This window comes from Sphingomonas panacisoli (genome assembly GCF_007859635.1).
In the GTDB taxonomy this organism is placed as follows: Bacteria; Pseudomonadota; Alphaproteobacteria; order Sphingomonadales; family Sphingomonadaceae; genus Sphingomonas; species Sphingomonas panacisoli.
The window spans coordinates 1964161-1989265 of sequence record NZ_CP042306.1; the positions used below are offsets into that span (position 1 = coordinate 1964161).

A 25105-nucleotide genomic window follows, 5' to 3' on the forward strand; every position below is an offset into this window, starting at 1 on the left:
TCAAGTCCGGCATGACGGGCTGGGTTTGCGTCCAAAGGCGAGGCTCCCTACATCGCGCGCAACCACTCCGGAGCCTTGTCATGACCGCCGATCCGATCGTTATCCTCTCCTACGCTCGCACCCCGATGGGGAGCTTCCAAGGCTCGCTGACCGGCGCCTCCGCGACGCATCTCGGCGCGACGGCGGTCAAGGGCGCGGTCGAGCGCGCGGGCGTCGATCCGAAGACGATCGAGCGCATCTATATGGGCTGTGTGCTCCCCGCCGGGCTCGGCCAGGCGCCCGCGCGCCAGGCGGCGATCGGCGCTGGCCTCGGCGATCATGTCGAGGCGACCACGGTCAACAAGATGTGCGGATCGGGCATGCAGGCTGCGATCATGGGCGCCGAAGCGCTCGCCGCCGGGTCGGTCGATCTGCTCGTGATCGGCGGTATGGAGAGCATGACCAACGCGCCGTATCTGTCGATGCGCCACCGCGGCGGCGCGCGGATCGGACACGACGTCATGAAGGACCACATGTATCTCGACGGGCTCGAGGATGCGTACGAGCCCGGCAAGCTGATGGGCGCGTTCGCCGAGGATACCGCGCAGGAATATCAGTTCACGCGCCAGGCGCAGGACGATTACGCGATCGCCTCGCTGACCCGCGCGCAGGAAGCGCAGAAGTCGGGCGCGTTCGACCGCGAGATCGTCCCCGTCGACGTGGTCGGCCGCAAGGGCACCGACACGATCACGCTCGATGAACAGCCGACCAAGGGCGACCCTTCCAAAATCCCGACGCTGCGCCCTGCTTTTTCGAAGGACGGCACGATTACGGCCGCCAACGCCTCGTCGATCTCGGACGGCGCGGCGGCGCTGGTGCTGACGCGCCAGTCGGTCGCCGACAAGATGGGCAAAACGCCGGTAGCGCGGATCGTCGCGCATGCCGCGCACGCCCATGCGCCCGCGCTGTTCACCACCGCTCCGGTGAATGCGATGCAGAAGGCGCTCGACAAGGCCGGCTGGTCGGTCGGCGACGTCGATCTGTTCGAGGTCAACGAAGCGTTCGCCGTCGTCGCGATGATCGCGATGCACGACCTCGGCATTCCGCACGACAAGATCAACGTCCATGGCGGCGCGACGGCGCTCGGTCATCCGATCGGCGCGAGTGGCGCGCGGATCATGACGACGCTGATTTCGGCGCTCCAGACGCGGGGCCTCAAGCGCGGGCTGGCGTCGCTGTGCATCGGCGGCGGCGAAGCGACCGCGGTCGCGGTGGAATTGATCTAAAGGTCGAGCGCGAAATACCGGCTGAAACCCGTGTCGCTATAGCCTGCGAACGGGCCGGTCTCGACGAATCCGGCGGCGCGATAGAGCGCGTGCGCCGCTTCGAAGGGCGCCGTGCAGCCGGTCTCCAGGCTGAGCCGCCGATAGCCTCGCGCCTTGCCCTCACCAATCATGTGATCGAGCACCGCGCGCGCTACGCCGCGCCGCAAAGCTGACGGCGCGGTCCGCATCGATTTCAGCTCGCCATGCTGGTCGTCGAGGTGTTTCATCGCGCCCATGCCGAGCAAGGCGGCGTCATCCCACACCGTCCATACCGTCACATCCGCGTGCCTGAGACCGGAGCTATCAAGCGCGAACACGTGGCAGGCCGGAGAATGCGCATGCATCTCCCGCAAGTGATATTCGACCAGCATCTCTACTTCCGGCCGCGACAGGTCATCGCGTTCGATTCGCATCATTCGATCGTTTCAGTCGCGTCGACGCCCCAGATGTGGCTGATCTCGATGAACCCGCCGCGGCCCATCACGTCGAGATAGCACCACCCGTTGCCGCACTTACTGACGCGCCCGACAACCCCGGCTGCCGCGCGCCAATTGACCTTGCCGCCGTAACGCGGCGAGTCGCGCAGTTCGGCCACGTCGCCCATCACCATCGCGGTGCGCGTTTCGCTGACCAGATTGGCCTGCATCCAGCCCTGCGTCCCGCCAGGATCCTCGACCTTGCGCCACGCCGCCCCGGCGCCCTTTTCCTGGAAATTCTCGATCACCTTCACCGGCAACCCGGGTCGGACGTACTTCCAGCTGATCGGGTAGTTGCGTCCCGGCCCGGTGCGCATCCGCACCTCCTTGGCCTGGAGCGAGGCGAAGTAAGGCGGCTTCTTTTCAACCAGGGCCGCCACTGCCGGCAGCGCCAGCGCAACGCCCGCCATCATCATCACTGCCTTGGCGTAGCGCATGGCAAATCCCTCGTTGATCGATCGAGTCGCCTTCTATCGCGCCGAACTGTCCCACAGCAACGATTGACCTACGTCCAAACCAGCGCCAAGCCGTCGAACATGCCCAATTCGAGACGAAAACCACGGGTGATCGTGACGCGCGAATTGAGCGATGCGGTGATGGACCGCATGGCCGAGCTGTTCGACACGCAATTGAACCGCGACGACATCGCGATGTCGCGTGACGAGTTGATCGCGGCGGTGGCGGATGCCGACGTGCTCGTGCCGACCGTGACCGATGCGATCGACGAGGATCTGATCGAGGCGGCGGGCGACCGGCTGAAGCTGATCGCAAATTTCGGCAACGGCGTCGATCATATCGACCTGAAGGCGGCGCGAGCGCGCGGTATCTTGGTCACCAATACGCCGGGCGTGCTGACCGACGACACCGCGGACATGACGATGGCGTTGATCCTGTCGGTGCCGCGGCGATTGGCCGAGGGCGAGAAGCTGGCGCGGTCGGGCGAATGGCGCGGCTGGAGTCCCGGTGCGATGCTCGGTCACCGGATCGGCGGCAAGACGCTGGGGATCGTCGGGATGGGCCGGATCGGCCAGGCGGTCGCGGCACGGGCGCGGGCGTTCGGCCTGACGATCCACTATCACAACCGTCATCGCTTGCCGGACCCGCTTGAGGCAGAGTTGGGCGCGACGTGGCACGACGATCTCGACGAGATGTTGAGCGGATCGGACTTTGTGACGATCCACACCCCGCACACCGACCAGACCGAGCATGTGATCGATGCGCGGCGGTTGGCTCTGCTCAAGCCCGAAGCCTATCTGATTAACACCTCGCGCGGGACCGCGATCGACGAAGCGGCGCTGATCGATGCGCTGGAGGGCGGTCGTCTGGCCGGTGCGGGGCTCGACGTCTTCGAGCATGAGCCCGCGATCGACCCGCGCCTGCTCGCCCTGTCGAACGTCGTACTGCTGCCGCACATGGGGTCGGCGACCTATGAAGCGCGGATTGCAACCGGCGAGCGCGTGATTTCCAACATCCAACATTGGGCCGACGGCCACCGTCCGCCGGACCAGGTGCTCGAGGGCTGGCTCTAAGCCAACCCCGCCAGCCACTCGGTGATCATCGCGCGGCCTGCCGCGACGGCGGCTGGGCCTTTCGCATCGTGTGCGGCGCGCAGAGCGTCGGGCGTTTCGCCGACCTCGGCGATGTCGCCGGCGTCGTTGACCAGCCAATGTTCGAACCGCTCATCCTCGCCCATCTCGGCATGGAATTGCAGCGCCAGTACGTTGCGCCCCCGCGCGAACGCCTGCGCATAGAGCGGCGTGGTCGCGAGCAGATCGGCGCCATCGGGTACATCGAACCCATCGCCGTGCCAGTGGAGCATTTCGGTCGCGGCCAAATGGCGCAACGGACTCGCGCTGCCGGCCTCGGTCAGCGCCAGCGGTGCGAAGCCGATCTCCCGCGCCGGGCCTTTGCGGACCTGCGCACCTAACGCCGCCGCGATCAACTGGCCGCCCAGACACACGCCGAGGATCGGCCGGTCGGCGGCAAGGCGGCGTCGCAACACTGCAATCTCGTCGTTAAGCCAGGGATAGTGATCGATATCGTACACGCCCATCGGCCCGCCCATCACGACGACGAGATCGGGCGACAGGATATCGAGTTTCGCGCATCCGGCATGGTGCGCGGCGACGCGGTGGATGTCGTATCCGGCCGCCTCGATCGGCTCACGATACCCGGCGATGCCTTCGTGATCGACATGACGGATGACGAGCGCGCGTTTCATATCGCCCAGGCTAACGGCTCATGGTTGCCGAGCAATTAACCATGTCTTGGCCGCGCGATAGCGATGCTGCGGTCAATCGCCGGTCAGAATCCGATCGACCAATTGCTTCACCGTGGGCACGAAGCCGTTCGAATAGAACGGATCCTTCTTGAAATTGTAAGCGCCATGCCCGGCGAACATCAGATTCTCTTCGGTCGGTCCGCCATGCGCAATATCCTGCAGCGTCTTCTGGATGCAGAAACTGCGCGGGTCGGCCAGACGCCCGGTCGAATTGGTCTCGCTGTCCTTCCACGACGAGAAGGCGCACTGGCTCAGGCAGCCCATGCAATCGGCCTGATCCTTGCGGATGATGGCCTTTTCGTCGGGCGTCACGAACACCAGAGTATTGTCCGGCGTCTTGAGCGCGTCGGTGAAGCCCTGACCGAACCATTCGCGGGCGCGCAGCAAGTCGTTGCGCGTGACCCAGAAATTCTTGCCCTTCACGCCGACATCGAGCTGGAAGGTGTGATCGCCCGCCTCCTGCGCGGAAAACGCGATCTGGCGATCCGACCGCGCTTCGAGCGAGCGCAGAAACGGATTGCGCACCGCGCTGGAGTAGAAACCGGTCGGCGAGAAGCGGTGAAGCAACACTTCGCCGGGCTCGATATCCATCAACTTGGACTTCCAGCCCTCCGGAATCGGGCTTTCCTGCGTCAGCAGCGGGCGCGTACCGTATTGGAAGGCGATCGCGCCGAGTTCGGGATTGTCGATCCAGTCGTTCCAATCGCGCAGATACCAGACGCCGCCCGCCATCACGATCGGCACGTCGTCCGAAATACCGCCCTCGCGCATCGTCTCGCGCAGTTCCTTGACGCGGGGATAGGGATCCTGCGGCTTGAGCGGGTCTTCGGCGTTCGACAGGCCGTTATGCCCGCCGGCGAGCCAGGGGTCTTCATAGACCACCGCGGCGAGCCATTCCGCAGCCTTCGAATATGCGCGCTTCCACAGCGCGCGGAAGGCACGGCCAGAACTGACAATCGGTAGGTAGTTTACGTTGTAAGAGGCTGCGATCTCCGACAATTTATACGGCATCCCGGCGCCACACGTCACGCCCGCGACCAGCCCCTTCGTCCGCTCCAGCACGCCGTGCAGCACGCGCTGCGCGCCGCCCATCTCCCACAGCACGTTGATGTTGATCGCGCCCTTGCCGCCGGCGATGTCAAACGCACGCTTCACCTGCTGGACCGCGCCCTCGATCGCGTACTCGACGAGTTCCTCGTGCCGCTCGCGCCGAGTCAGCGCGCGGTAGATCTGGGGGATGATCTTGCCTTCGGGATCGTAGCTATCGGCGTTGACAGCGCTGACCGTACCGATGCCGCCCGCCGCGGCCCAGGCCCCCGCCGACGCGTGGTTGGTCGCGGCGACACCCTTGCCGCCCTCCACCAGCGGCCAGACTTCGCGGCCATTGTAGATGATAGGCTTCAAGCCCTTGAACACATCGGTCTCCTGGAACAACAACGCACCGCTATAGCGCTTGGATGCGCCCGTGCGAGTAAATACGAACTTAGGTTAAGCTACCTGTCCGACCCACCGCTTTCTCATACAGCGCGCGGTAGGCCGCAATCATTGTCTTTTCGTCATATTCGGCCACGGCCTTGGCGCGATTGGCCTTGCCGACCGCCGCGCGGCCCGCGGGATTGGCCGCCGCCGCCTGGATCACGTCGCGCAGGCCGACTTCGTTGCGATGCTCGTCGATCAGCGGCCAATTCTCGCGCGATACCATGTGCAGCATGTCACCCGCATTGGTCGCCGCGATCGGCAGGCCGGCGGCCATGCCCTCGACGATCGAGATCGGAAATTGCTCGCTGAGCGACGACAGCGACATGATGTCGAACAGCCCGACGTACCGATGCGGATCGGGCAGGAAGCCGGGCATGACGAGCTGGTCGGTCATCCCCATGTTCGCTGCAGTCCGCAGGATTTTTTCGCGCTCAGGCCCCTCGCCGACGATCACGAGACGAATCTTGCTGGGGCATCCAGCAACAGCACGTACGAGCGCGGGTAAATTCTTGACCTCGCGCAAGCCGGCCAGCGCACCGACCACGATCTCGCCCGGCTTGCGCTCGAAACCCGGTATCGCCCTGGAATCGGGCTGCCGCGCGTAGAGCGAAGTCTGGATCCCGTTTGAGATACGATGGAGGAGCGGTGGACCGATCTTCCATACTGTTTTCGCAAGATGTTCGAGGGTTACGGACGGCACGACCACGGCGTAGGCCGCGCCGAAGGCGAGGCGGCGATAGACCGTTCGCCGCGCCTTCAACCGCACCGCTTCGTCGGCGTTGAAGCCGTCTTCGTGGTGGATGATCGGCGGCGTTCCCTTCGGAAAGGCGCGCTTCGCCATCACCGCGTCGATCCCGCCCCAATTGTAGCTGAGCACCAGATCGAAGCGCCGCATGTACTTCGCGATCGCCTCGAAACGTGCCACCGACGGCCGGCCAGTCAGCGGCGGCGGGTTTTGCGCGATTTCGTAGGCAATCCCCTTGGCGATCGCGTCGCGCGCCGACAGCGCATCGGGCATGCCCGACACGATCGTATGCCGCGCAGCGGGTCCGAACGCGTTCATCAGCCGCACCGCACGCGCTTCCTTGCCGCCCAGATCGAACGACGAATGCATGTGCAGGATGTTGAGGGGTTGAGGCACGCTACGCCCCTACCCAGCTTTGCCGCCGCCGATCAAGCGACCGTCAGGCCTTGACCGGTTCCCGCGCGACACGATCGAGCAGCCGGTCGATCGCCGCGACCGCTTCGGGCTCGGTCAGCATCGGGGTATGGCCGACATCGGGCACCGTCACGAGTTCCGCATTGTCGAGCCGCGCGGCCATCTTTGTCGCCGTCGCGTCGCCCAGCACGTCCGACCGCGCGCCACGCACGATCAGCGTCGGCACCGCCTTCAGCGCATCGAACGCTGCCCACATATCCGGCCCGGCCTCGTTCCCCGGCACGCGAAACGGCTCGGCGATCTTCATGTCGTAATCGAGCACGATTCGGCCCGAACTGTTCAGGCGATAGAGCCGCTTGGCCATAGCGAGCCAGTCTTCGACATCGTAGTTCGGATAGACGTCGGCATTCCCCTCCTGCACTGCGCGCGCCGCGTGCATCCAAGTCGGCCAGACGTTGGACTTGCCGACATAGGTACGGATGCGCCCCAGCCCCGCCGCCTCGATCTCCGGCCCGACATCGTTGAGCACGACGCCGGCGAGTTTTTCCGGCGCAGCCGCCGCGAGCAGCATCGTCACGATCCCGCCGAGCGAGGTGCCGAACGCGACGTAGCGGTCGATCTCGAGCTCGGCCAGCAACGCCTCGACGTCCTTGACGTAGGTCGTCGGGACATAGGTCATCGGATCCTTGGCCGCGCCGCTGCCCCCACGGCCGCGGAAATTGACCGCGATGACCCGCCAGTCCCCCGCGAGCCGCGCCGCCACATCCTCGAAATCGCGTGCGTTTCGGGTCAGCCCGGCCAGACACAGGATCGGCGGGCGGTCTTCGCGTCCCGGATAGTCGCGATAGTGCAGCCGCACCTCGTCGTCGGACTCCCAGTAACGATTTTCATAAGCCGGCATGGTTGCGTCCTGTTGGGCGACGCCGCCATATTGCCGCATGCCTCCCTCGCCGCAAGCATATCGACCCGAAAACACGATCCTGGAGTTGGGCGACGCATTTTACGATCCGGTGACGGCGGCGGATTTCCCGCAGACGATCCTGCGGTTCCGCAACGATCGCGCGGCGGCGGAGGTCGGGCTCGATTCGCTGAGCGACGAGGCGTGGATCGCGCATTTCGGGCGGTTCCACCCGCTTCCCGGCACGCTGAAGCAGCCGCTCGCGCTGCGCTACCACGGCCATCAGTTCCGGGTGTACAATCCCGATATCGGCGACGGTCGCGGGTTTCTGTTCGCCCAAATGCGCGACGAGGCCGGCCGACTGATGGACCTCGGTACAAAAGGGTCGGGGCAAACGCCGTACAGCCGATTCGGCGACGGTCGGCTGACGCTGAAGGGCGGCATGCGCGAGATATTGGCGACGGAGATGCTCGAAGCACTCGGCGTGCGCACTTCGCGCAGCTTCTCGCTGATCGAAACCGGCGAAGCGCTCGACCGCAACGACGAGCCGTCGCCAACGCGATCCGCGGTGCTGGTGCGGCTGAGCTACAGCCATATCCGCATCGGGATGTTTCAGCGGCTCGCTTATTTCCGCGACGAGGAGAGCCTGCGCGCGCTCACGGCCTACGTCCTGCGCCACTTGTACGACGAGGAGCCGGGCGACGATGCGCCGGTCCGTCTGCTCGACCTCGTCGTTCAGCGCACCGCTCGGCTCGCGGCGAGCTACATGGCCGCCGGGTTCGTCCATGGCGTGCTCAATTCGGACAATATCAACGTGACGGGTGAGAGCTTCGACTACGGCCCATGGCGGTTCAATCCGACCTGGGACCCGGCCTTCACCGCCGCCTATTTCGACCATGCCGGACTCTACGCGTTCGGTCGCCAGCCCGAAGCGATCCATTGGGACGCGATGCAACTCGCGGTGTCGCTACGCCCGATCTGCGACGCCGAGCCGCTGATCGCTGTGCTCGACACGTTCGGTGACCATTACCAGCGTGCGGTCAGTGATGCGATCCTGTGGCGGCTGGGTCTGGTGCCGCGCGATCCCGAGACCGACCGCCACCTCGTCCAGACGATCGAGCCCGCCCTGCGCGGCACGGCGGCGCCGATCGACCGGTTCTTCTTCGACGCGTTCGGGCGCGCGTTGCCCGAATCATATGGCGACGAATGGGCCGATGCCCGCGCCGCCCTGCTTGCCTACACCCCTCGCGCGGATCGCGCGCACCCATATTGGGCAGGCGAACCCTGCTCGATGCTGATCGACGAAGTCGAAGCAATCTGGGCCGCCATCGCCGAACGCGACGATTGGGCGCCACTCCACGCCAAGGTCGCCGCGATCCGCGAGATGGGCGCGGCGCTAGCCGCCGCCCCGGCAACCCGCTAGGACGTGCAACGGATGCCCGCCGAACTCATCTCCCACGAACCAGCGACCGGGGCCGAGTTGTGGCGCGGCGCGGTCGGCGACGCCGACACCGAAGTCGCGATCGCGCGGGCCAGCTGGGCGGAATGGGCGGCCAAACCCGTCACGTTTCGCATCGAAACGCTGCGCCGCTACGCCAATGTCGTCCGCAAGCACGCGGAGGCCTTCGCCGACCTGATTGCGCGCGAAACCGGCAAGCCGCTGTGGGAAGCGAAGACCGAAGTCGAATCGGTCGTCGCCAAGGTCGATATTTCGGTATCGGCCTATTCCGAACGCACCGGCCAGCGGCGGATGGAATCCCCCATGGGCAGCCGCATGGCGCTGCGCCACAAACCGCACGGCGTGCTCGCGGTGCTCGGGCCGTATAACTTTCCCGCGCATCTGCCCAACGGCCACATCGTCCCGGCGCTGATCGCGGGCAATGCCGTGGTGTTCAAACCGTCGGAGAAGACCCCGGCTTCTGGCGCGTTCCTGATCGATTGCCTGCGCGAGGCCGGCGTGCCGGAAGGCTGCGCGCGCGTACTGATCGGCGGGCCGGCCGAAGGCAAGGCGCTGGCGTCGCATGCCGATATCGACGGGTTGCTGTTCACTGGCTCGGCACGCACCGGCATCGCGCTCAACCGCCAATTCGCCGAAAGCCCCGAAAAGATCCTCGCGCTCGAAATGGGCGGCAACAACCCGATCATCGTCTGGGACACGCCCGACCTCTACGCTGCAGCGATTATCGTCGTGCAATCGGCGTTCACCAGCGCCGGGCAGCGGTGCACCGCCGCGCGGCGGCTGATCGTCGACGATGCGCTGTACGAGCCGCTGATGGGCGAACTCGGCAAGATCGTCGATCGCCTGATCGTCGGTGCCCCGCACGACAATCCTGCGCCGTTCATGGGGCCGGTGATCGATAACGAAGCCGCCGACATGCTCGGCGAAAGCTTCCTCGACCTGGTGCTGCGCGGCGCGAAGCCGATCCGCCACCTCCAGCGCCCGCAACCCGATCTGCCGTTCCTGACGCCGGGCATTCTCGACGTCACCGCGCTCGACGATCGCCCCGACCTCGAACTGTTCGGTCCGATCCTGCAAGTCATCCGCGCCGATAATTTCGACGCCGCGATGATCGAGGCGAACAACACGCGCTACGGCCTGTCGGCCAGCCTGATCACCCAGACGCCCGATCTCTACAACCGCTTCTGGGCCAATGCCCGCGCCGGGATCGTCAACTGGAACAAGCCGACCAACGGCGCCAGTTCCGGCGCACCGTTCGGTGGGATCGGTTGGTCGGGCAATCACCGCCCCAGCGCGTACTACGCCGCCGATTATTGCGCCTATCCGGTCGTGTCGAACGAGGCCGATGCGGCACGGGCGTCGATCGGGATCGGGCTGCGCGAGTACGAACCCGAATGATGCTGGTCGCGCTGGCGGTCGCGTTCGCGCAGCCGATGCCGATCGCCCAATATCGCTGCAATGCGCCGACCTATGCGTCCTGGACGACAAAATTCGGCCCCAGGCCCGAAACGGTCGTTCCCGGCAGTCTGATTTATTCGGTCAAGCCCAAGCGTCGCGCCGACGCCATAGCGATGCTGACACGGAAATCCGCCGTCGCGCTCGATATAACCCAGGCGAAGGCGATGGCCGGTTTCTTGGCGACGGTCGAGAATCTCGGGCAACCTCCCGCGGTTTACACGCCGTTCGGACGCGATCCGAACGACCGTGTGGAGCGTAAACCCTATCTGGTGCGCGCCGTTTTTCCTGGAAAAGCGCCATCGATCGCCGTCGGATGGAACAAGGACACGCTGATCGTCTCGGCTGAAACGCTCGGCTGCCAGCCCTTCTTCAACGAACCCCTGATTATGTGGCTGGACCGAGAGCCGGCCGCCGTTGCGGTCAATGCAGGGGCGGCGCTCTAGTCCGTTTGCGACAAATGATTGCTGAAGCGCGCCGCGCGCCCACCCCTTGCAACCATCGAGAATTACCCTAGTTTAGTATCTGCGGACCGGGCCCCTCTGGCGAGGGCTGAACAAGCCCACGTGATGTCGGACCGCATCGAGGTGAACTCGGTGCAGGTTCGGTTGCCATATTTCCCGGCGCCCCAACTCCCCACCGAAGCAACCTCGATCGATAAACCATCGATGGAGTGGCTTGTATGTCCAATTTGATCGAGCGGCTGATCGCCGCCCACCAGCTCATCAACCGCGAGATCCGCCGCGAACTGGCGCGCATCGCGCCCGACGCGTTGCGCGTGCGCGACCTCAAAAAACGCCGCCTAGCGATCAAGGATCGCCTGTTCCGGCACATTCCCGACGCCGCCGAGATGCGACGCGTGGCGCGCCTCGCGCTCGGTCGTCGCCCGGCGATCGCCTGACCTTGGAGCCAGACACATGAATACCATTTCCCCCTTCTCGCGACTGACCCAGGCCAGCGAGGCGTTCGACACCGATCTGCGGGCGTACATGCTCGGCATCTACCGCAACATGGGGCTCGGCCTCGCGTTGACCGGCCTGGTCGCGCTCGCCGTCGCGGCGACGCCGCCGCTGTCGGCCTTGATCTTTGGCACGCCCCTCAAATGGGTCGCGATCTTCGCGCCGCTGGCGTTCGTGATGTTCTTCAGCTTCCGCATCGACCGGATGACGACCGCCGGCGCGCGCACCGCGTTCTTCGCGTTCGCGGCGGTGATGGGCGTGTCGATGGCCAGCATCTTCCTGGTCTATACCGGGACGAGCATCGCCAGTGCCTTCTTCACCGCGGCCGCGATGTTCGCGGGGCTGAGCCTGTGGGGCTACACCACCAAGCGCGACCTGACTGGGCTCGGCTCGTTCTTGATGGTCGGGCTAATCGCGGTGATCGGCGTGAGCCTGGTCAACCTCTTCCTCGGCTCGTCGATGCTGCAGATGCTGGTGTCGATTGTCGGCGTCGTCGTGTTCGCGGGCCTGACCGCCTGGGACACGCAGCGTCTCAAGAGCGAATTCGTCGAATATCGCGGACATCAGGCGCTCGACAAGATGGCGATCATGGGCGCGCTGTCGCTGTATCTGAACCTGATCAACATGTTCCAGCTGCTGCTTGGCCTGATGGGCCAGCGCGAGGAGTGACGATCCAAACGGTCTGTCGCAACGCCCCGGAACTCCGGGCGCGTTGCGGCATTCCACGGGTCGTGAAGACCATGAAAACCAAATTCGACGCCATCACCGCCCCGCCCCGTGCCGTCCGCCTTCATATCGAAGCCGGCAATTGTCTCGACATCGCGATCGGCAAGAAGGACCCGGCGTTCGCCGCCGACCTGATCGACGAAGCGATCCGCCTCGCCCGCCGCGCGCGCGAATTGACCGCGGCGGCGAACGACCCGGGAAAGTTTCGCTAGGCCACGCACAAGCATCCATCGGTTGCCGCCGGCGGCACGCGGGATCATTTCGCACCGCATCATGGCAAGCATTCTCGATCCGCAGGCGCGAGGGCGCGTCATCCTGGTCGGCGCCGGTCCCGGCGACCCCGGCCTGCTCACCATCCGTGCCGTTGACGCGCTGAAGAGCGCCGATGTCGTCGTCCATGACGGGCTGATCGATCCGCGTGTGCTCGACATCGCCCCGCCAGATGCGCATCGCATCTCGGTCGCCAAGTCGCGGTCGAAGCATACGGTGCCGCAGGAAGGCATCAACGCGCTGATCGTGGCGCACGTCCGCACCGGATCGATCGTCGTTCGACTGAAGGGCGGCGACCCTTTCATCTTCGGGCGCGGCGGCGAAGAGGTCGAGGCGGTACGCGCGGCAGGCTTACCGGTCGAGGTGATTCCCGGCGTATCGGCGGCGCTCGGCTGCGCGGCGGAGGCGATGCTGCCCCTGACCCATCGCGATCATTCGTCGGCGGTCAGCTTCGTCGCCGGTCAGTGCAAGGGGCTCGCCGATCAGGATTGGTCGGGTCTCGCCGGCAAAGGCCGCACCTTGGTCATCTATATGGGCGTCGCGACCGCGGCCGATATTGCGGACAAGTTGATGGCCGACGGCGTCGCGCCCGACATGCCGGTCGCCGTGCTCGAGCGCGGGACGCTCGACGGCAGCCGCGCGATCAAGTCGCTGCTCGCCGATCTCGGCCCGATGGTCGAGCGCGAAAAGGTCGCCAGCCCGGCGATCATCGTCGTCGGTGAGGTTGTCGAACTCAGCGACGCCGAGGACAAGCTCGCACGCTGGGCGAAGATGGCGGAGGCGGCGGCATGAAAATTCTGACCGGCAACGACCTCCCCACGGGCGATGTGATCTGGTGGACCGGCTCCGGCTGGTCGCGCCATGTCGAGGACGCCGTCGATGTCGGCGACAAGGGCGAAGCGATCCTACATGCCGAGGACGGCGCGTGCCGTGTCAACGGCGGCACGATCATCGACGCGACCGAGACGCCCAAGGGTCCGCGCCCCGCGCACATCAAGGACCGTATCCGCGCGCTCGGCCCGACGGTGCGGCCCGATTTGACGCTCAAACCGAGCGATCCCAACGCCGGCAATTGGGTGATCTGATGTACCGCTACGACAAATACGACCAGGCGATCGTCGATGCGCGCGTCGAGGAGTTTCGCGACCAGGCGCGCCGTCGCCTTGCCGGGCAGCTGACCGACGACCAGTTCAAGCCGCTACGGCTCAAGAACGGGCTCTACCTCCAGCTACACGCGTACATGCTGCGCGTGGCGATCCCGTACGGAACGCTCGACAGTCGCCAGATGCGGATGCTCGGGCACATCGCGCGTAAGTACGATCGCGGCTACGGCCATTTCACGACGCGGCAGAACCTGCAGTACAACTGGATCAAGCTGGAAGAAGCGGGCGACATCCTGGCCGACCTCGCCAGCGTCGAGATGCACGCGATCCAGACCAGCGGAGAGTCGATCCGCAACCTGTCGTCGGACCAATATGCTGGCGCCGCGGCGGACGAAGTATGCGATCCACGCCCTTGGGCTGAGCTGATCCGACAGGCGACAACGTTCCATCCCGAATTCAGCTACTTGCCGCGCAAGTTCAAGATCGCAGTGACGGCGGCCGACGAGGATCGCGCGGCGATCCGGCTGCACGATATCGGGCTGAAGCTGGTGAAGAACGACGCCGGCAAACTCGGTTTCGAAGTCTATATCGGTGGCGGCATGGGCCGCACGCCGTTCGTCGCGCCGTTGATCCGCCCGTTCCTCCCCGCCGACGATCTGTTCTCGTACATCGAGGCCGCGTTGCGCGTGTGGAACCGCAACGGGCGCCGCGACAATATCCACAAGCAACGGATCAAGATCCTGGTCCATGAACTCGGCCAGGAGGAATTTACCCGCCAGGTCGAGGCTGAGTGGCAGCATATTCTCGCTAATGGTTCGAACGTGCCGCGCGAGGAGTTCGACCGTATCGCCGCGTTCTTCGAACCGCCGCCGTTCGAAACAGGCCTGACCGACGAGATCGACCGCACCGATCCCGATTTCGCACTCTGGGTCGATCAGAACGTCAAGGCGCACAAGGCGCCGGGCTATGCGATCGTCAATATCAGCCTGAAGCCGGTCGGCGGTATCCCCGGTGACGCAACCGCCGGGCAAATCGAGCTGATAGCCGACCTCGGCGAGAAGTACAGCTTCGACGAACTGCGCGTCACCCACGCGCAGAACATCGTCCTGCCGCATGTCCGCAAGGCCGATCTCTATACGCTATGGCAAATACTCGACGAGAACGGTCTTGCGACCGCCAATCTCGACCTGATCAGCGACATCATCGCGTGTCCAGGGCTCGATTATTGCAGCTTGGCCAATGCGCGCTCGATCCCGGTCGCGCAGAAGATCGCGACGCGCTTCGCCGATCTCGGCCGCCAGCGCGAACTGGGCGAACTCAAGCTCAAGATTTCGGGCTGCATCAACGCGTGCGGCCACCATCATGCCGGGCATATCGGCATTTTGGGCGTCGATAAGAAAGGCACCGAAAACTACCAGCTGCTGCTCGGCGGTTCTGGCGCGGAGGATGCCAGCCTCGGCAAGATCACCGGCCCCGGTTTCAGCGAGGACGGCGTGGTCGATGCGGTCGAGCGTGTGACCGACAAATATCTCGCGGTGCGCGAGGAGGGCGAACGCTTCCTCGACACCTATCGCCGCGTCGGGTTCGAGCCGTTCAAGGAGGCGATCTATGGGTGACGCTCGCATCGCGGTCCCCGCCGATCTGCGTTTCCGCGACGACGAGCCGGCCGACGCGCCTGCCGTCACGCTCGACGCGTTCCTCGACCAGGCCAATTCATCGGCGGTTCGGCTCGAAGCCGGCGAGGACGCACGGCGTCTGCTTCCGCATCTCGAGCATATCGCGTTGATCGAAATCGATTTCCCGCGCTTCCGCGACGGCCGCGGCTATTCGTCGGCGCAGATCCTGCGCGAAGCGGGGTACGAGGGCGAGTTGCGTGCGACCGGCGACGTGCTGGTCGACCAGATCGACCATATGCGCCGTTGCGGCTTCGACGGGTTCGCACCCGACAAGCCGATTGATCTCGCGGTGCTGGAGGCCAGCCTGAACCGCTACGACTATCGCTACCAGACCGCCGCCGACCACACGGTTCCGGTGTGGAAATTGCGGCATGGCTAGTGCCGCGCGCAAGATCGACGTCATCGACACCACGCCGGCCTTTACCCAGGCCGACGCCGACCGCCTGAGCGCGCGGTTCGCGGGAGTCGATACGTTGACCATGCTCAAGGCGTTGTTCGCCGAGGGCATTCTCGGCAACACGGCGGTCGTGTCGTCGTTCGGCACAGAAAGCGCGGTGCTGCTCCACCTCGTCGCGCGCGCTAACTCCGCGACGCCGGTGGTGTTCGTCGACACGCTGCGGATGTTTCCCGAGACGCTGACCTATCGGGACACGCTGCTGGCAATATTCGGGCTGAGTGACAGCCGCACCATCACCCCTGACCCCGTTGTCCTTGCGGCCAAGGATGCCCAGCAATTGCGCTGGTCCTACGATCCCGACGGCTGCTGCGAAATCCGCAAGGTCGAGCCGCTCAAGCGCGCCAAGGCCGGGCTCGACAGCTGGATTTCAGGCCGCAAGGCATTCCAGTCGCAGACCCGTCAGAACATCGCGCGGTTCGAAGTCGAGGACGGGCGGCTGAAGGTCAACCCGCTCGGCGACTGGATGAAGGCCGATCTCGACGCCTATTTCGCCGAACACGATTTGCCCCGTCATCCGCTCGAGGCGGATGGCTACGCGTCGATCGGCTGCCAACCTTGCACGTCCAAAGTACAGCCCGGCGAAGACCCGCGCGCAGGTCGCTGGCGCGGTTGGGACAAGACCGAATGCGGCATCCACGTGCCGGAAAAACCGGGCGAAGAGCCGTTCTTCTAAGCACTATTCGTAGCTAGGGCTCGAATATTCGCCGGCATAGTCGCTGAACAACGTGTATTCCGGCTCGAATTTCAGGATCACCTTGCCCGTAGATCCATGGCGCTGCTTCGCGACGATGAGTTCTGCGAGGCCGTAGACGCGGTTCATTTCCTCGGCCCATTTGGAGTGGTCCTCGAACACCTTGGCATCGTCGCCTTCGACCGGGCGCTTGGGCTCCTTGGCCGCGACGTAATAGTCCTCGCGATAGACGAACAGCACGACGTCGGCGTCCTGCTCGATCGACCCCGATTCGCGAAGGTCGCTCAACTGCGGACGCTTGTCCTCGCGGCTTTCGACTTGACGGCTGAGCTGCGACAGCGCGAGCACCGGGACGTTCAGATCCTTGGCCAAGGTCTTGAGTCCGCGGCTGATCTCCGAAATCTCCTGCACGCGATTGTCGCTCGCGCGCGAACCGCTGCCGGCCAGCAACTGGAGATAATCGACCACGACCATGCCGATCCCGTCGGCGCCAAGTCGTCGCTGCAGCCGCCGCATGCGGGTGTGGAGCTGGCCGATCGTTAGGCCTGCGGTGTCGTCGATCACGAAGGGCAGGTTTTGTAGTTCGCCCGACGTGACCACCAGCCGATCCATCTCCGACTGGCTGATCTTGCCCATGCGCAGGTCCTGGCTCGAAATCCGCGACTGTTCGGCCAGCACGCGGGTCGCCAGCTGATCGGCCGACATTTCCAGGCTGAAGAACGCGACCTTGGCCCCGATCCGCTGCTTCGGATCGATGCCGTCCATATCGTCCTGCATGTATCGCTGCGCCGCGTTGAACGCGATGTTGGTGGCGAGCGAGGTCTTGCCCATGCCCGGGCGCCCAGCGAGGATGATCAGGTCGGAACGGTGGAAGCCGCCCATCTTGGCGTTGACCGAGGATAGTCCGGTGGTGACGCCCGACACGCCGCCGCCCGAATTGAGCGCGCGATCGGCCATCTGGATCGCTGCGGTGCTGGCCTGCGCGAAGGTCTTTATCGACGTTTCGCTGCCCCCATCGGCCGCGACCTTGAATAACTCCTCCTCGGCGGCCTCGATCTGACCGCGCGGATTGACCTCCTTCGAGGTGTCCATCGCCTTGTCGACCAGGTCGCGGCCGACCTGAATAAGCGTCCGCAGCATCGCGAGGTCGTAAATCTGCTGCGCGAACTGCCGCGCGCCGATCAATCCCGCGCCCGACCCGGTCAGCCGTGCCAGATAGCCCGGCCCGCCCAGTTCCTTCATCGCCGGATCGGCCTCGAACATCGGCCGCAACGTGACCGGCGTCGCGGTCATGTCGTGCTCACGCAAACTCTTGATCGCGGCGAAGATTCGGCCGTGCAGCGGTTCGAAGAAATGGTCCGCCGTCAGCTTGTCAGTATCGTCGGCAATGCGATTGTCGATCATCATCGCGCCCAGCAACGCCGCCTCCGCCTCCACGTTTTGGGGCAGTACGGGGGGTTCGGTCGTCGTCAGGGAATGAATCGCGGTCGCCATGATCCCGCTTCTACGCCCCTCGCCGATCCGCTCAACTGTGGATAATCCAATTGGATGGGGATAAGCGCCGAACCGTGGCCGACCATCGCATCAAGGAGATCAAGCTCGACGAGCGCACGATCATGTGGCGCAACGCCGATGTCGAGCAGGAACGCCGCATCGCGATCTACGACCTGATCGAAGACAACAGTTTCCAGCCGCAGCGCGATTATCCCGACGATTATGCCGGGCCGTATTTGCTCAACCTCGGGGTCGAAGAGGGGCGGCTGGTGCTCGATCTGTCGCGCGAGGACGGGTCGCAGCTGGAGACGCTGATCCTGTCGCTCGGCACGCTGCGGCGGCCGATCAAGGACTATTTCGCAATCTGCGACAGCTATTACGACGCGATCCGCCACGCGAGCCCCGCCCAGATCGAAACGGTCGATATGGCGCGGCGCGGCATCCACAACGACGCGGCCGAGCTTCTCAAGGAACGGCTGGGCGGAAAGATCGAGGTCGATTTCAACACTGCGCGACGGCTGTTCACGCTGATCTGCGTGCTCCACATCCGGGGCTGACGGGTGGCGCGGCGGGTCTGGTTGTGGGGCGGGCTGGTCGTCATAGCGGTCGCCTTCGCACTGGCGACGTATCTACTGGCGCAGAGCTGGCGGCCGACCGTCGCCAATTATCAGTTCCAGGGCATCGACGTATCGGCGGCGAACGGCGCGATCGACTGGAATGCGGTCAAGGCGGCAGGCGCGGATTTCGGCTATGTCGTCGCGACGAGCGGCAGCGATCGCGACGCACGGTTCGAGGAGAACTGGCACGCTGCCGCTGCCGCCGAATTGCGGCGTGGCGCGATTCACATCTGGTCGCTGTGCCGCCTTGCCGCCGACCAGGCCAACAACTTCAACACGACCGTGCCCAAGGCCGACGACGCACTGCCGCCGGCGCTCGCAATCGATTTCGGTACCGGCTGCGATACGCGGCCGGCGCGCGACGTAGTGATCGAGGAATTGCGCCTGTTCATCGTGATGGTCGAAGGCCGCAGCGAGCGGCCGGTGATCCTACTGGTCAGCCGCGCGTTCGAGGCGCAGTATCGCGTGACCGAAGCGCTCGATCGCCCGATCTGGAGCGCGCAGAATTTCTTCCCGCCCGATTATGCCGCACGGCCATGGCGGATGTGGCGCGCGAACGATATGCGTCGGATCGACGGCGTGAACGGCCCGATCAATTGGGATGTGGTGGCGAAATGAGTGAGGGCGAACAACTGATCGCGGCGGCGCGCGAGGCGGCAGCCAATGCCTATGCGCCCTATTCGGGCTTCTCGGTCGGCGCGGCGCTGCTGATGAGCGACGGGACGATCATGGGCGGTGCGAATTTCGAGAATGCGAGCTACGGCCTATCGCTCTGCGCCGAGACCGTCGCGACGGCGACCGCAAGCGCGGCGGGGAGGCTTGCCGACATCGTCGCGGTCGGAATCGTCGGCGGCATGACGGGCAAGGACGGCATCGAGCCCATCCTTCCCTGCGGCAGGTGCCGCCAGGTGCTCAACGAGGCGGCGCAGCGCGGCAAGCGCGATCTTGCCGTCTATTGTTCGGGGCTTACCGGCGGACCGACCGAGCAATATCGGCTGAGCGATCTCCTTCCCTACGCCTTCGGGCCTGCCAATCTCGGCTTAGCGTAGCGTCCGCGTAACCTTACCGGCGGCGTCGCGCAGTTCGACGCTAGGCTCGCCGTCCTTCCCGACACCCAGCGTCAGCCGCGGCCGTCCCTGCGGATCGCTCAAGACGAGTGCCACCGTGCCGTCTTCGGTCCGGCCCAGCCATGCGCGGCGGGCATTGCCGAACCCGGCCTTTGCGGTCAGCGCGTCGCGCTCCGGTCCGGGTTTCATCGCGCGCCAACGATCCATCGCGTCGAAATCGAGCGGGGTGTCGGGGCGATCGTTGACGACCATGCCGACACGGCGGTCCGCGCCGTCCTCCGTACTAACGAGTTGCAACGTCTGATCCTGACGCCAGCGATCGAAGGTCAGGCTGCCGCCATTGGTCGGCTTGCCGTTCTTCAGTCCGCCGTCGAACACCAGCCCGCCATTCTCGTCACCCTGATCGTTGTAGAAGATCATCCCGGCGTCGGTGCGGTTGGGATTGGGATATTCCCTGCCGCCATAGATCAGGCCGGGGATGCGCGCGTGATTGGAAATCGCTAGACGTAGCGTGCCGTCGGGTTCGCGCACGTTGATCCGCTGGACGTCGATCGTATCGAACCTCGCCGTAGCGGGTGCGACGCCACCCAGCGCCAGCCATATCGTCGCCAGCGTCATCACTGCGGCATAGCCACCCATCGCCCGCGCCCCGTCGATCCGCATGCTCATTCTCCCGATCCATCCACAGCCGCATCAACGCGGGTCTTGCTCCGTCGATGCATTCCCGCGAAAGCTTGGACGCAACAGGGAGTGGTGAATGTCGATCTTGTCCGACCGCTGGATCCGCGAGCAGGCGCTTGAGCGCGGCATGATCGAGCCGTTCGTCGAGGCGCAGCGGCGCGAAGGGTGCATCAGTTACGGGTTGTCGTCCTACGGTTACGACGCGCGCGTGGCCGACGAATTCAAGATATTCACCAACATCGACAGCGCGGTGGTGGACCCGAAGGATTTTTCCTCGACCAGCTTCGTCGACCGCAAGACCGATTGCTGCATCATCCCGCCCAACAGCTTCGCGCTGGCGCGGACAGTCGAATATTTCCGCGTACCCCGCGACGTGCTGGTGATCTGCCTCGGCAAATCGACCTATGCGCGGTGCGGGATCATCGTGAACGTGACGCCGCTCGAGCCCGAGTGGGAGGGGCATGTCACGCTGGAATTCTCGAACACGACCCCGCTCCCGGCGAAAATCTACGCCAACGAAGGCGCGTGCCAGTTCCTGTTCCTCCAAGGGAACGAACCGTGCGAGACGAGCTATGCCGACCGCGCCGGCAAATATATGGGCCAGCGGGGAGTCACGCTGCCGCGTTTGTAGGATCGGATCGGAAGATTAGCGCTCGTTGATCCGCGTCTCGCAGACCTGATCGCGGCCAGCCTTGCGACGGTGAAGCCTGGCAACGCGAATTCGCCTCAGCGCCACACATCGTTTCAACCAACGAAAAAGGGCGACCGCTCGCGCGGCCGCCCTCTCTATCCGACGAGGAAGCGTCAGAATTCGTTGGCGTAATATTCGTTGCCGATGAAGCCAAGCTTGGTGATGCCCGACCGTTTGATCACGGCAAGCACCTTATCGACCTTCTCGTACCGCGCGTCGGGCGACGGCTGGAAGTGAAGCTCGGGCTCGGGGACGATCTGCTTGGTCGCTTCGAGGTACTGCGCAAGTTGATCTTCATTGGCGATTTCCGCGCCGTTCCAGGTCATCCGATCATCGGCGTAGATGATGATCTTGTTCTTCTGCGGTTCGACCGGCGGCGGTGCCGACTTGGACTGGACCGGCAGGTCGACCTTCACCGCGTGTGTCTGGGCTGGAATGCTCATGATGAACAGGATGAGGAGCACCAACAGGACGTCGATCATCGGCGTCATGTTCAGATCCATCATCGGCTGGCCATCATCCCTGCCGCCACTCATTGCCATGATTCAAAACTCCGTAATGTCGCGGGGGCGGTCAGGAAGCCGACTGGCTCTTGGGCGGCGGCTGCGAAATGAAGCCGACCTTGATGAAGCCCGCGCTCTGCATCGTGTAGATCGCACCGCCGACGCACTTGTAAGGCACGTTGACGTCGCCGCGAATGTGCACCTCGGGAATCTGCTCGGGGTCGATCGGCCCGGCCGCCTGCAGCCGTTCGATATCGGCCTTCATCTTCTTGCTGGCCCGGTCGAACAGCTCCTGGTGGCCCATCCGAGTCATGCCCCAATAGACCGCGCAGGCGCCCTTGTCGTCCTCGACGATCGAGAGCGAGACGTTCTCCGGCTTGGTCGTTGTCGGATCGTACTTCACGTCGGGCAGCTTCAGCTTAATGTTCTGCACGATAACGGGAACAGCGATGAGGAAGATGATGAGCATCACCAACATCACGTCCACCAACGGCGTGGTGTTAATGTCCGACATCGGAGTGTCGTCGGAGCCACCTCCGGAACTGAACGCCATTTAGCTTTCCTATCCTTAATTCATGTCCCCCCGCCATATCGGCGAGGGGTGTGGGCGGGAGGAGAAACCCCTCCCGCCGATCATCACGAACCCGGCTTGACGGGCACGCCGCCGGTCTGGCCGGCAGTGGTGGTCGCCGGCTTCGCCGCCGTGGTGGCCGGAGCGGCCGCCTTGGCGCGCGCCGCCGTGGTCGGACGCACCGCGCCGTTCGAAGCGAGGTAACCGAGCACGTCGTTCGAGAAGGCGTTGAGGTCTTCGGCGATCGACTTGTTGCGGCGCTGCAGCCAGTTGTAGGCAAGCACCGCGGGGACGGCGACGACCAGACCAAACGCGGTCATGATCAGCGCCTCGCCGACCGGGCCGGCGACCTTGTCGATCGACGCCTGGCCTTCCGACGCGATCTTGATCAGCGCGCGGTAAATACCGATAACCGTACCGAACAGACCGATGAACGGCGCGGTCGCGCCGACGGTCGCGAGGAAGGCGAGACCGCCGCCCAGCTGCGAATTGATCGTGTCTTCCGAACGACGCAGCGAACCGTGCAGCCAGTCGTGCGCTTCGACCGGATCGGTCAGGCGGCTATGCTGTTCCTGCGCCGAGAGGCCGTCGTCGACGAGCTGCTTGTAGGCGGTGTTCTTCTCGAGCTTCGCGGCACCTTCGCGCAGCGAGTTCGAATTCCAGAAGCCGGCGCGGACGCGCTTCGCCTGGTTCATGATCTTCTGCTGTTCGAACAGCTTGGTGAACATGATGTAGAGCGAGAAGAACAGCATGATCGTCAGCGTGCCGGCCACGATGTACGAAATCGGCGCACCCTGCTGAAGGGCGTTGAACAGACCGAACTGTTCGGCGGCGCCTCCCGCGGCGCCTGCATTAAGGATGGAGATGCTCATTCGATGCTTCCTCTTTAGATCGTCTTCAATTCAGTAATGTGCCGGACGCGGATGGCCCGCGCCCGGCGATGGCTCACTCGTCTTTCAGTTCCCAACGAATGCCGGGAATCGGGTAGGTCGATTCGATCGGATTGCCAGCGGCGTCCTTCGCCGGGTCAAACCGTCCGTTACGCAGAGCGAGCCGGCAGGTCGTATCGTCGAGATCGGAGTTTCCGCTCGATGCCGTCACCTGACAGTTCGTCACGCGCCCGTTCGTACCGATGACGATACGGATCGACACACGACCCTGCGCACCGGCGCGCTTGGCAGCCGCCGGATACGAATCCTGCGGGAACCAATTACCGATCGATCCCTTTGGCTTCACCGGCGTCGCGACGCGCGGCGGAGCCGGCGGCGCGGGCGGCTGCGGCGGTGCCGGCGGCTGCGGCGGCGCCAACGTCGGCGGCTGCGGCGGCTGCGGCGGGAACGTCACCGGCGCGGGGACCGGCGTGTTGAACACCGGCGGCGCGGTGGGCGGCGGCGGCAGATTCGGCTGGTCGGGCGGCGGCGGCGGCGGCTTGTCAGGCGGCGGCGGCGGCGGCGGCGGCGCAACGTCGAATGTATTCAGTTTTTCCGTAACCTTCTTGGCGATGCTCGACGCCAGGCCGGTCACGAACGCGTAGCCGAACAACGCAACGATCAGCGAACAGACGATGATCGCTGTGATGCGGCTGCCGGTAGTATCACGATCAGCATATGCCATTCAGAAACCCAACTCCCTCATCCCGACCCACGATGTGCGGCCGTTAACGATAAATGCGGCGCACCCGTCGGCTAGCGCCGGATCGGGCAGAACGCGAGTCCTATCGCCACGTACGGAACGACGCAAACGCTTTGTCGGACGCAACAAACGAACAAACGCATTGACGAATAATTATTTCTGTTTCGAGACGATCTCTTCGCCTAACCCTTTCGGCATGTCGAGTGTTCCCGTGATGCGAATCTTTGCGCTGCTCGCCCTGGCGACGGGGCTGTCCGATATGGCCGTTGCGGCCCCTGCCACCACAGCCGTGCCGCCGCCCGTGTATCGCTATGCGAACCTTGCCGATCTCGCGATCGGGGCGCCGATGGTGATCGACGGAACCGTTCGCGACGTAGTAAAAATCAAGGGACCGGAGGCAGGAAACGTCCCGGCCGGCTACGTCCGGTTGTATGTGACGGTCGATGTCGTCGCCTTGATCCGCGGCCCTGGCGCCGTACCGCCTAGAATTGGCTATCTCTATGATGCCAAGCTGGATTTGCGCGGCAGCCCGCCCAAATTGAAGAAGCAGCGCGTCCTGCTGTTCGCCCGACCGGTGGCCAGTGCCGCGGATCAGGTCCAACTGATTTCCAGCAACGCGCAATTGATCTGGAGCCCCGCGACCGAAGCGACGACGCGCCGAATCGCGAGCGACTTCACCGCCGCCGATTCGCCGCCCGCGATCACGGGAATCGCCAATGCTTTCCACGCGGCGGGGACGCTGCCCGGCGAGGGCGAAACCCAGATTTTCCTCAAGACCAACGGTCATCCGATCTCGCTGTCGATCATGCGCAAGCAGGACCAACCGCCCACCTGGACGGTGTCGCTCAGCGAAGTGGTCGATGATGCCCTGCCCCCGCCGCAGCGCGACACTTTTCTGTGGTACCGCCTGGCTTGCGGCCTGCCCGCCGAATTGCCCGCCGACGTCCTGGCCGGTCTCGATTCGGGTGATGCGGCAGCGGTGCGTGACGATTATCGGTTTGTGCAGAACGGCTTGGGCGCCTGCCGCGGCTAGCGGCGGTTGCGCACCAAGGTGATGCCGATCGATTCGCCGGCTTCGGCGATCGCCAGCTTGATGATCTCCACCTCGACCCGCGCGACTCGCTTGTCCTGCAGGAACAACGTTTCGCAGATGTGCTCGGCGACTGCCTCGACCAGCTTGAAATGCACGCCGGCCGGTAGCGCGGTCGTCGCGGCGTGCTTCAGATCGAGATAGTTCTTCGATTCGGTCAGCGGCGAATCGGGGCCGAATCGGCCCGGCAGGTCGAGATCGACCGTCACCGACATCTTGAGCGGCTGGGGCAGATGCGTTTCTTCGGAATATATTCCGGTCAGCACCATCACTTCGAGGTCGCGGACATGGAGTTGCAGGCGGTCGGTCATCGCCCGCGCCCCTGCCCGTCCCGCTGCTCGCGATCAAGCCTTCTCCTTGCGTTCA

31 protein-coding genes are annotated in these 25105 nt (G+C 64.6%); 18 read left to right on the forward strand and 13 right to left on the reverse strand.

The features are described 5' to 3' along the window. Nucleotides 1–80 precede the first annotated feature (80 nt). Nucleotides 81–1265: an acetyl-CoA C-acyltransferase gene (locus FPZ24_RS10020; RefSeq protein WP_146571601.1), complete on the forward strand. Its 1185-nt coding sequence runs from the start codon at nt 81–83 to the stop codon at nt 1263–1265. On the opposite strand, the gene FPZ24_RS10025 is transcribed toward FPZ24_RS10020, so the two are convergent. Next, entirely contained in the window at nt 1262–1717 is a 456-nt protein-coding gene (locus tag FPZ24_RS10025) for a GNAT family N-acetyltransferase (RefSeq protein ID WP_146571603.1), read from the reverse strand. The genes FPZ24_RS10020 and FPZ24_RS10025 overlap by 4 nt on opposite strands. Next, nucleotides 1717–2217, reverse strand: coding sequence for an SH3 domain-containing protein (locus tag FPZ24_RS10030; protein WP_146571606.1), 501 nt, complete (start codon nt 2215–2217; stop codon nt 1717–1719). Before FPZ24_RS10030 ends, FPZ24_RS10025 begins: the two co-directional genes overlap by 1 nt. 99 nt (nt 2218–2316) lie before the next feature. On the opposite strand from FPZ24_RS10030, the gene FPZ24_RS10035 reads away from it, so the two are divergent. Then, nucleotides 2317–3309 carry a 2-hydroxyacid dehydrogenase gene (locus tag FPZ24_RS10035; RefSeq protein WP_146574351.1) on the forward strand — a complete coding sequence of 331 codons (993 nt, stop codon included), beginning with the start codon at nt 2317–2319 and terminating at the stop codon, nt 3307–3309. Here the strand turns inward: FPZ24_RS10035 and FPZ24_RS10040 are convergent. From FPZ24_RS10040 to FPZ24_RS10055, 4 genes are all read right to left on the reverse strand, one after another. Then, complete coding sequence (locus FPZ24_RS10040; RefSeq protein WP_146571608.1) at nt 3306–4001, reverse strand: glutamine amidotransferase; 696 nt, start codon at nt 3999–4001, stop codon at nt 3306–3308. The genes FPZ24_RS10035 and FPZ24_RS10040 overlap by 4 nt on opposite strands. 72 nt (nt 4002–4073) lie before the next feature. After that, complete coding sequence (locus FPZ24_RS10045; RefSeq protein ID WP_146571610.1) at nt 4074–5477, reverse strand: NAD(P)H-dependent flavin oxidoreductase; 1404 nt, start codon at nt 5475–5477, stop codon at nt 4074–4076. Between the two features lie 67 nt (nt 5478–5544). Then, nucleotides 5545–6681 carry a glycosyltransferase gene (locus FPZ24_RS10050; protein WP_240047413.1) on the reverse strand — a complete coding sequence of 379 codons (1137 nt, stop codon included), beginning with the start codon at nt 6679–6681 and terminating at the stop codon, nt 5545–5547. A gap of 43 nt (nt 6682–6724) precedes the next feature. After that, the gene (locus FPZ24_RS10055; protein ID WP_146574355.1) at nt 6725–7600 is read right to left on the reverse strand and encodes an alpha/beta fold hydrolase; all 876 of its coding nucleotides are present in this window, start codon (nt 7598–7600) and stop codon (nt 6725–6727) included. 37 nt (nt 7601–7637) lie between these two features. On the opposite strand from FPZ24_RS10055, the gene FPZ24_RS10060 reads away from it, so the two are divergent. The 11 genes from FPZ24_RS10060 to FPZ24_RS10110 all read left to right on the forward strand — a co-directional run bounded on the left by FPZ24_RS10060 (nt 7638) and on the right by FPZ24_RS10110 (nt 16375). Next, nucleotides 7638–9020, forward strand: coding sequence for a protein adenylyltransferase SelO (locus tag FPZ24_RS10060; protein ID WP_146571612.1), 1383 nt, complete (start codon nt 7638–7640; stop codon nt 9018–9020). Nucleotides 9021–9032: 12 nt separating this feature from the next. After that, nucleotides 9033–10454 carry a succinylglutamate-semialdehyde dehydrogenase gene (astD, locus tag FPZ24_RS10065; protein ID WP_146571614.1) on the forward strand — a complete coding sequence of 474 codons (1422 nt, stop codon included), beginning with the start codon at nt 9033–9035 and terminating at the stop codon, nt 10452–10454. Continuing rightward, on the forward strand, nt 10454–10957 hold the full coding sequence (locus FPZ24_RS10070; protein ID WP_186728728.1) for a hypothetical protein: 504 nt from the start codon (nt 10454–10456) through the stop codon (nt 10955–10957). Before astD ends, FPZ24_RS10070 begins: the two co-directional genes overlap by 1 nt. A 245-nt stretch (nt 10958–11202) precedes the next feature. Beyond that, entirely contained in the window at nt 11203–11412 is a 210-nt protein-coding gene (locus FPZ24_RS10075) for an HP1242/YdcH family protein (RefSeq protein ID WP_240047414.1), read from the forward strand. A gap of 16 nt (nt 11413–11428) precedes the next feature. After that, nucleotides 11429–12139: a Bax inhibitor-1/YccA family protein gene (locus FPZ24_RS10080; protein ID WP_146571620.1), complete on the forward strand. Its 711-nt coding sequence runs from the start codon at nt 11429–11431 to the stop codon at nt 12137–12139. A 71-nt stretch (nt 12140–12210) separates the two neighbouring features. Continuing rightward, entirely contained in the window at nt 12211–12408 is a 198-nt protein-coding gene (locus tag FPZ24_RS10085; RefSeq protein WP_146571622.1) for a hypothetical protein, read from the forward strand. Between the two features lie 61 nt (nt 12409–12469). Further along, complete coding sequence (gene cobA / locus FPZ24_RS10090) at nt 12470–13258, forward strand: uroporphyrinogen-III C-methyltransferase (RefSeq protein WP_146571624.1); 789 nt, start codon at nt 12470–12472, stop codon at nt 13256–13258. Beyond that, entirely contained in the window at nt 13255–13551 is a 297-nt protein-coding gene (locus FPZ24_RS10095; protein ID WP_146571626.1) for a DUF2849 domain-containing protein, read from the forward strand. Before cobA ends, FPZ24_RS10095 begins: the two co-directional genes overlap by 4 nt. Next, nucleotides 13551–15185 carry a nitrite/sulfite reductase gene (locus tag FPZ24_RS10100; RefSeq protein WP_146571628.1) on the forward strand — a complete coding sequence of 545 codons (1635 nt, stop codon included), beginning with the start codon at nt 13551–13553 and terminating at the stop codon, nt 15183–15185. The genes FPZ24_RS10095 and FPZ24_RS10100 overlap by 1 nt, the downstream gene beginning before the upstream one ends. Further along, nucleotides 15178–15624 carry a DUF934 domain-containing protein gene (locus tag FPZ24_RS10105; protein ID WP_146571630.1) on the forward strand — a complete coding sequence of 149 codons (447 nt, stop codon included), beginning with the start codon at nt 15178–15180 and terminating at the stop codon, nt 15622–15624. The genes FPZ24_RS10100 and FPZ24_RS10105 overlap by 8 nt, the downstream gene beginning before the upstream one ends. Next, nucleotides 15617–16375, forward strand: coding sequence for a phosphoadenylyl-sulfate reductase (locus FPZ24_RS10110; protein ID WP_146571632.1), 759 nt, complete (start codon nt 15617–15619; stop codon nt 16373–16375). Before FPZ24_RS10105 ends, FPZ24_RS10110 begins: the two co-directional genes overlap by 8 nt. A 3-nt stretch (nt 16376–16378) precedes the next feature. Here the strand turns inward: FPZ24_RS10110 and FPZ24_RS10115 are convergent, their stop codons facing one another. Next, on the reverse strand, nt 16379–17887 hold the full coding sequence (locus FPZ24_RS10115) for a replicative DNA helicase (protein WP_146571634.1): 1509 nt from the start codon (nt 17885–17887) through the stop codon (nt 16379–16381). Between the two features lie 74 nt (nt 17888–17961). Between FPZ24_RS10115 and FPZ24_RS10120 the strand changes: the two genes are divergently transcribed. From FPZ24_RS10120 to FPZ24_RS10130, 3 genes are read left to right on the forward strand one after another with little or no spacing between them, the layout of a single operon-like run. Then, a complete protein-coding gene (locus FPZ24_RS10120) occupies nt 17962–18444 on the forward strand; it encodes a UPF0262 family protein (protein ID WP_146571636.1) in 483 nt (160 codons plus the stop codon). 3 nt (nt 18445–18447) lie between these two features. Beyond that, nucleotides 18448–19122, forward strand: coding sequence for a GH25 family lysozyme (locus FPZ24_RS10125; protein WP_146571638.1), 675 nt, complete (start codon nt 18448–18450; stop codon nt 19120–19122). After that, the gene (locus FPZ24_RS10130) at nt 19119–19553 is read left to right on the forward strand and encodes a cytidine deaminase (RefSeq protein ID WP_146571640.1); all 435 of its coding nucleotides are present in this window, start codon (nt 19119–19121) and stop codon (nt 19551–19553) included. Before FPZ24_RS10125 ends, FPZ24_RS10130 begins: the two co-directional genes overlap by 4 nt. On the opposite strand, the gene FPZ24_RS10135 is transcribed toward FPZ24_RS10130, so the two are convergent. After that, nucleotides 19545–20234 carry a hypothetical protein gene (locus FPZ24_RS10135; RefSeq protein ID WP_146574357.1) on the reverse strand — a complete coding sequence of 230 codons (690 nt, stop codon included), beginning with the start codon at nt 20232–20234 and terminating at the stop codon, nt 19545–19547. The two genes, FPZ24_RS10130 and FPZ24_RS10135, sit on opposite strands and share 9 nt — an antisense overlap. A gap of 94 nt (nt 20235–20328) precedes the next feature. Between FPZ24_RS10135 and dcd the strand changes: the two genes are divergently transcribed. Beyond that, nucleotides 20329–20883: a dCTP deaminase gene (dcd, locus tag FPZ24_RS10140; RefSeq protein ID WP_146571642.1), complete on the forward strand. Its 555-nt coding sequence runs from the start codon at nt 20329–20331 to the stop codon at nt 20881–20883. A gap of 173 nt (nt 20884–21056) precedes the next feature. Here dcd and FPZ24_RS10145 read toward each other — a convergent pair whose 3' ends face one another. The 4 genes from FPZ24_RS10145 to FPZ24_RS10160 all read right to left on the reverse strand — a co-directional run bounded on the left by FPZ24_RS10145 (nt 21057) and on the right by FPZ24_RS10160 (nt 23631). Beyond that, on the reverse strand, nt 21057–21485 hold the full coding sequence (locus FPZ24_RS10145; RefSeq protein WP_146571644.1) for an ExbD/TolR family protein: 429 nt from the start codon (nt 21483–21485) through the stop codon (nt 21057–21059). Between the two features lie 31 nt (nt 21486–21516). Continuing rightward, a complete protein-coding gene (locus tag FPZ24_RS10150; RefSeq protein WP_146571646.1) occupies nt 21517–21999 on the reverse strand; it encodes an ExbD/TolR family protein in 483 nt (160 codons plus the stop codon). 83 nt (nt 22000–22082) lie between these two features. Then, nucleotides 22083–22889 (reverse strand): MotA/TolQ/ExbB proton channel family protein, encoded by an 807-nt coding sequence (locus FPZ24_RS10155; protein ID WP_146571648.1) that lies wholly within the window; start codon nt 22887–22889, stop codon nt 22083–22085. Nucleotides 22890–22962: 73 nt separating this feature from the next. Next, the gene (locus FPZ24_RS10160) at nt 22963–23631 is read right to left on the reverse strand and encodes an energy transducer TonB (RefSeq protein ID WP_146571650.1); all 669 of its coding nucleotides are present in this window, start codon (nt 23629–23631) and stop codon (nt 22963–22965) included. Between FPZ24_RS10160 and FPZ24_RS10165 the strand changes: the two genes are divergently transcribed. After that, a complete protein-coding gene (locus tag FPZ24_RS10165; RefSeq protein ID WP_240047415.1) occupies nt 23594–24682 on the forward strand; it encodes a hypothetical protein in 1089 nt (362 codons plus the stop codon). The two genes, FPZ24_RS10160 and FPZ24_RS10165, sit on opposite strands and share 38 nt — an antisense overlap. Here the strand turns inward: FPZ24_RS10165 and FPZ24_RS10170 are convergent. Then, nucleotides 24679–25050, reverse strand: coding sequence for a dihydroneopterin aldolase (locus tag FPZ24_RS10170; protein ID WP_146571652.1), 372 nt, complete (start codon nt 25048–25050; stop codon nt 24679–24681). The genes FPZ24_RS10165 and FPZ24_RS10170 overlap by 4 nt on opposite strands. Nucleotides 25051–25105 lie beyond the last annotated feature (55 nt).

Excerpts from the sequence above, each read along its gene's own strand:
- FPZ24_RS10020 (WP_146571601.1), top strand. The coding sequence starts at position 81 with ATGACCGCCGATCCGATCGTTATCCTCTCCTACGCTCGCACCCCGATG.
- FPZ24_RS10025 (WP_146571603.1), bottom strand. The coding sequence starts at position 1,717 with ATGCGAATCGAACGCGATGACCTGTCGCGGCCGGAAGTAGAGATGCTG.
- FPZ24_RS10030 (WP_146571606.1), bottom strand. The coding sequence starts at position 2,217 with ATGCGCTACGCCAAGGCAGTGATGATGATGGCGGGCGTTGCGCTGGCG.
- FPZ24_RS10035 (WP_146574351.1), top strand. The coding sequence starts at position 2,317 with ATGCCCAATTCGAGACGAAAACCACGGGTGATCGTGACGCGCGAATTG.
- FPZ24_RS10040 (WP_146571608.1), bottom strand. The coding sequence starts at position 4,001 with ATGAAACGCGCGCTCGTCATCCGTCATGTCGATCACGAAGGCATCGCC.
- FPZ24_RS10055 (WP_146574355.1), bottom strand. The coding sequence starts at position 7,600 with ATGCCGGCTTATGAAAATCGTTACTGGGAGTCCGACGACGAGGTGCGG.
- FPZ24_RS10060 (WP_146571612.1), top strand. The coding sequence starts at position 7,638 with ATGCCTCCCTCGCCGCAAGCATATCGACCCGAAAACACGATCCTGGAG.
- astD (WP_146571614.1), top strand. The coding sequence starts at position 9,033 with ATGCCCGCCGAACTCATCTCCCACGAACCAGCGACCGGGGCCGAGTTG.
- FPZ24_RS10070 (WP_186728728.1), top strand. The coding sequence starts at position 10,454 with ATGCTGGTCGCGCTGGCGGTCGCGTTCGCGCAGCCGATGCCGATCGCC.
- FPZ24_RS10080 (WP_146571620.1), top strand. The coding sequence starts at position 11,429 with ATGAATACCATTTCCCCCTTCTCGCGACTGACCCAGGCCAGCGAGGCG.
- FPZ24_RS10085 (WP_146571622.1), top strand. The coding sequence starts at position 12,211 with ATGAAAACCAAATTCGACGCCATCACCGCCCCGCCCCGTGCCGTCCGC.
- cobA (WP_146571624.1), top strand. The coding sequence starts at position 12,470 with ATGGCAAGCATTCTCGATCCGCAGGCGCGAGGGCGCGTCATCCTGGTC.
- FPZ24_RS10095 (WP_146571626.1), top strand. The coding sequence starts at position 13,255 with ATGAAAATTCTGACCGGCAACGACCTCCCCACGGGCGATGTGATCTGG.
- FPZ24_RS10100 (WP_146571628.1), top strand. The coding sequence starts at position 13,551 with ATGTACCGCTACGACAAATACGACCAGGCGATCGTCGATGCGCGCGTC.
- FPZ24_RS10105 (WP_146571630.1), top strand. The coding sequence starts at position 15,178 with ATGGGTGACGCTCGCATCGCGGTCCCCGCCGATCTGCGTTTCCGCGAC.
- FPZ24_RS10110 (WP_146571632.1), top strand. The coding sequence starts at position 15,617 with ATGGCTAGTGCCGCGCGCAAGATCGACGTCATCGACACCACGCCGGCC.
- FPZ24_RS10115 (WP_146571634.1), bottom strand. The coding sequence starts at position 17,887 with ATGGCGACCGCGATTCATTCCCTGACGACGACCGAACCCCCCGTACTG.
- FPZ24_RS10130 (WP_146571640.1), top strand. The coding sequence starts at position 19,119 with ATGAGTGAGGGCGAACAACTGATCGCGGCGGCGCGCGAGGCGGCAGCC.
- FPZ24_RS10135 (WP_146574357.1), bottom strand. The coding sequence starts at position 20,234 with ATGCGGATCGACGGGGCGCGGGCGATGGGTGGCTATGCCGCAGTGATG.
- dcd (WP_146571642.1), top strand. The coding sequence starts at position 20,329 with ATGTCGATCTTGTCCGACCGCTGGATCCGCGAGCAGGCGCTTGAGCGC.
- FPZ24_RS10145 (WP_146571644.1), bottom strand. The coding sequence starts at position 21,485 with ATGGCAATGAGTGGCGGCAGGGATGATGGCCAGCCGATGATGGATCTG.
- FPZ24_RS10150 (WP_146571646.1), bottom strand. The coding sequence starts at position 21,999 with ATGGCGTTCAGTTCCGGAGGTGGCTCCGACGACACTCCGATGTCGGAC.
- FPZ24_RS10155 (WP_146571648.1), bottom strand. The coding sequence starts at position 22,889 with ATGAGCATCTCCATCCTTAATGCAGGCGCCGCGGGAGGCGCCGCCGAA.
- FPZ24_RS10165 (WP_240047415.1), top strand. The coding sequence starts at position 23,594 with ATGCGGCTGCCGGTAGTATCACGATCAGCATATGCCATTCAGAAACCC.
- FPZ24_RS10160 (WP_146571650.1), bottom strand. The coding sequence starts at position 23,631 with ATGGCATATGCTGATCGTGATACTACCGGCAGCCGCATCACAGCGATC.
- FPZ24_RS10170 (WP_146571652.1), bottom strand. The coding sequence starts at position 25,050 with ATGACCGACCGCCTGCAACTCCATGTCCGCGACCTCGAAGTGATGGTG.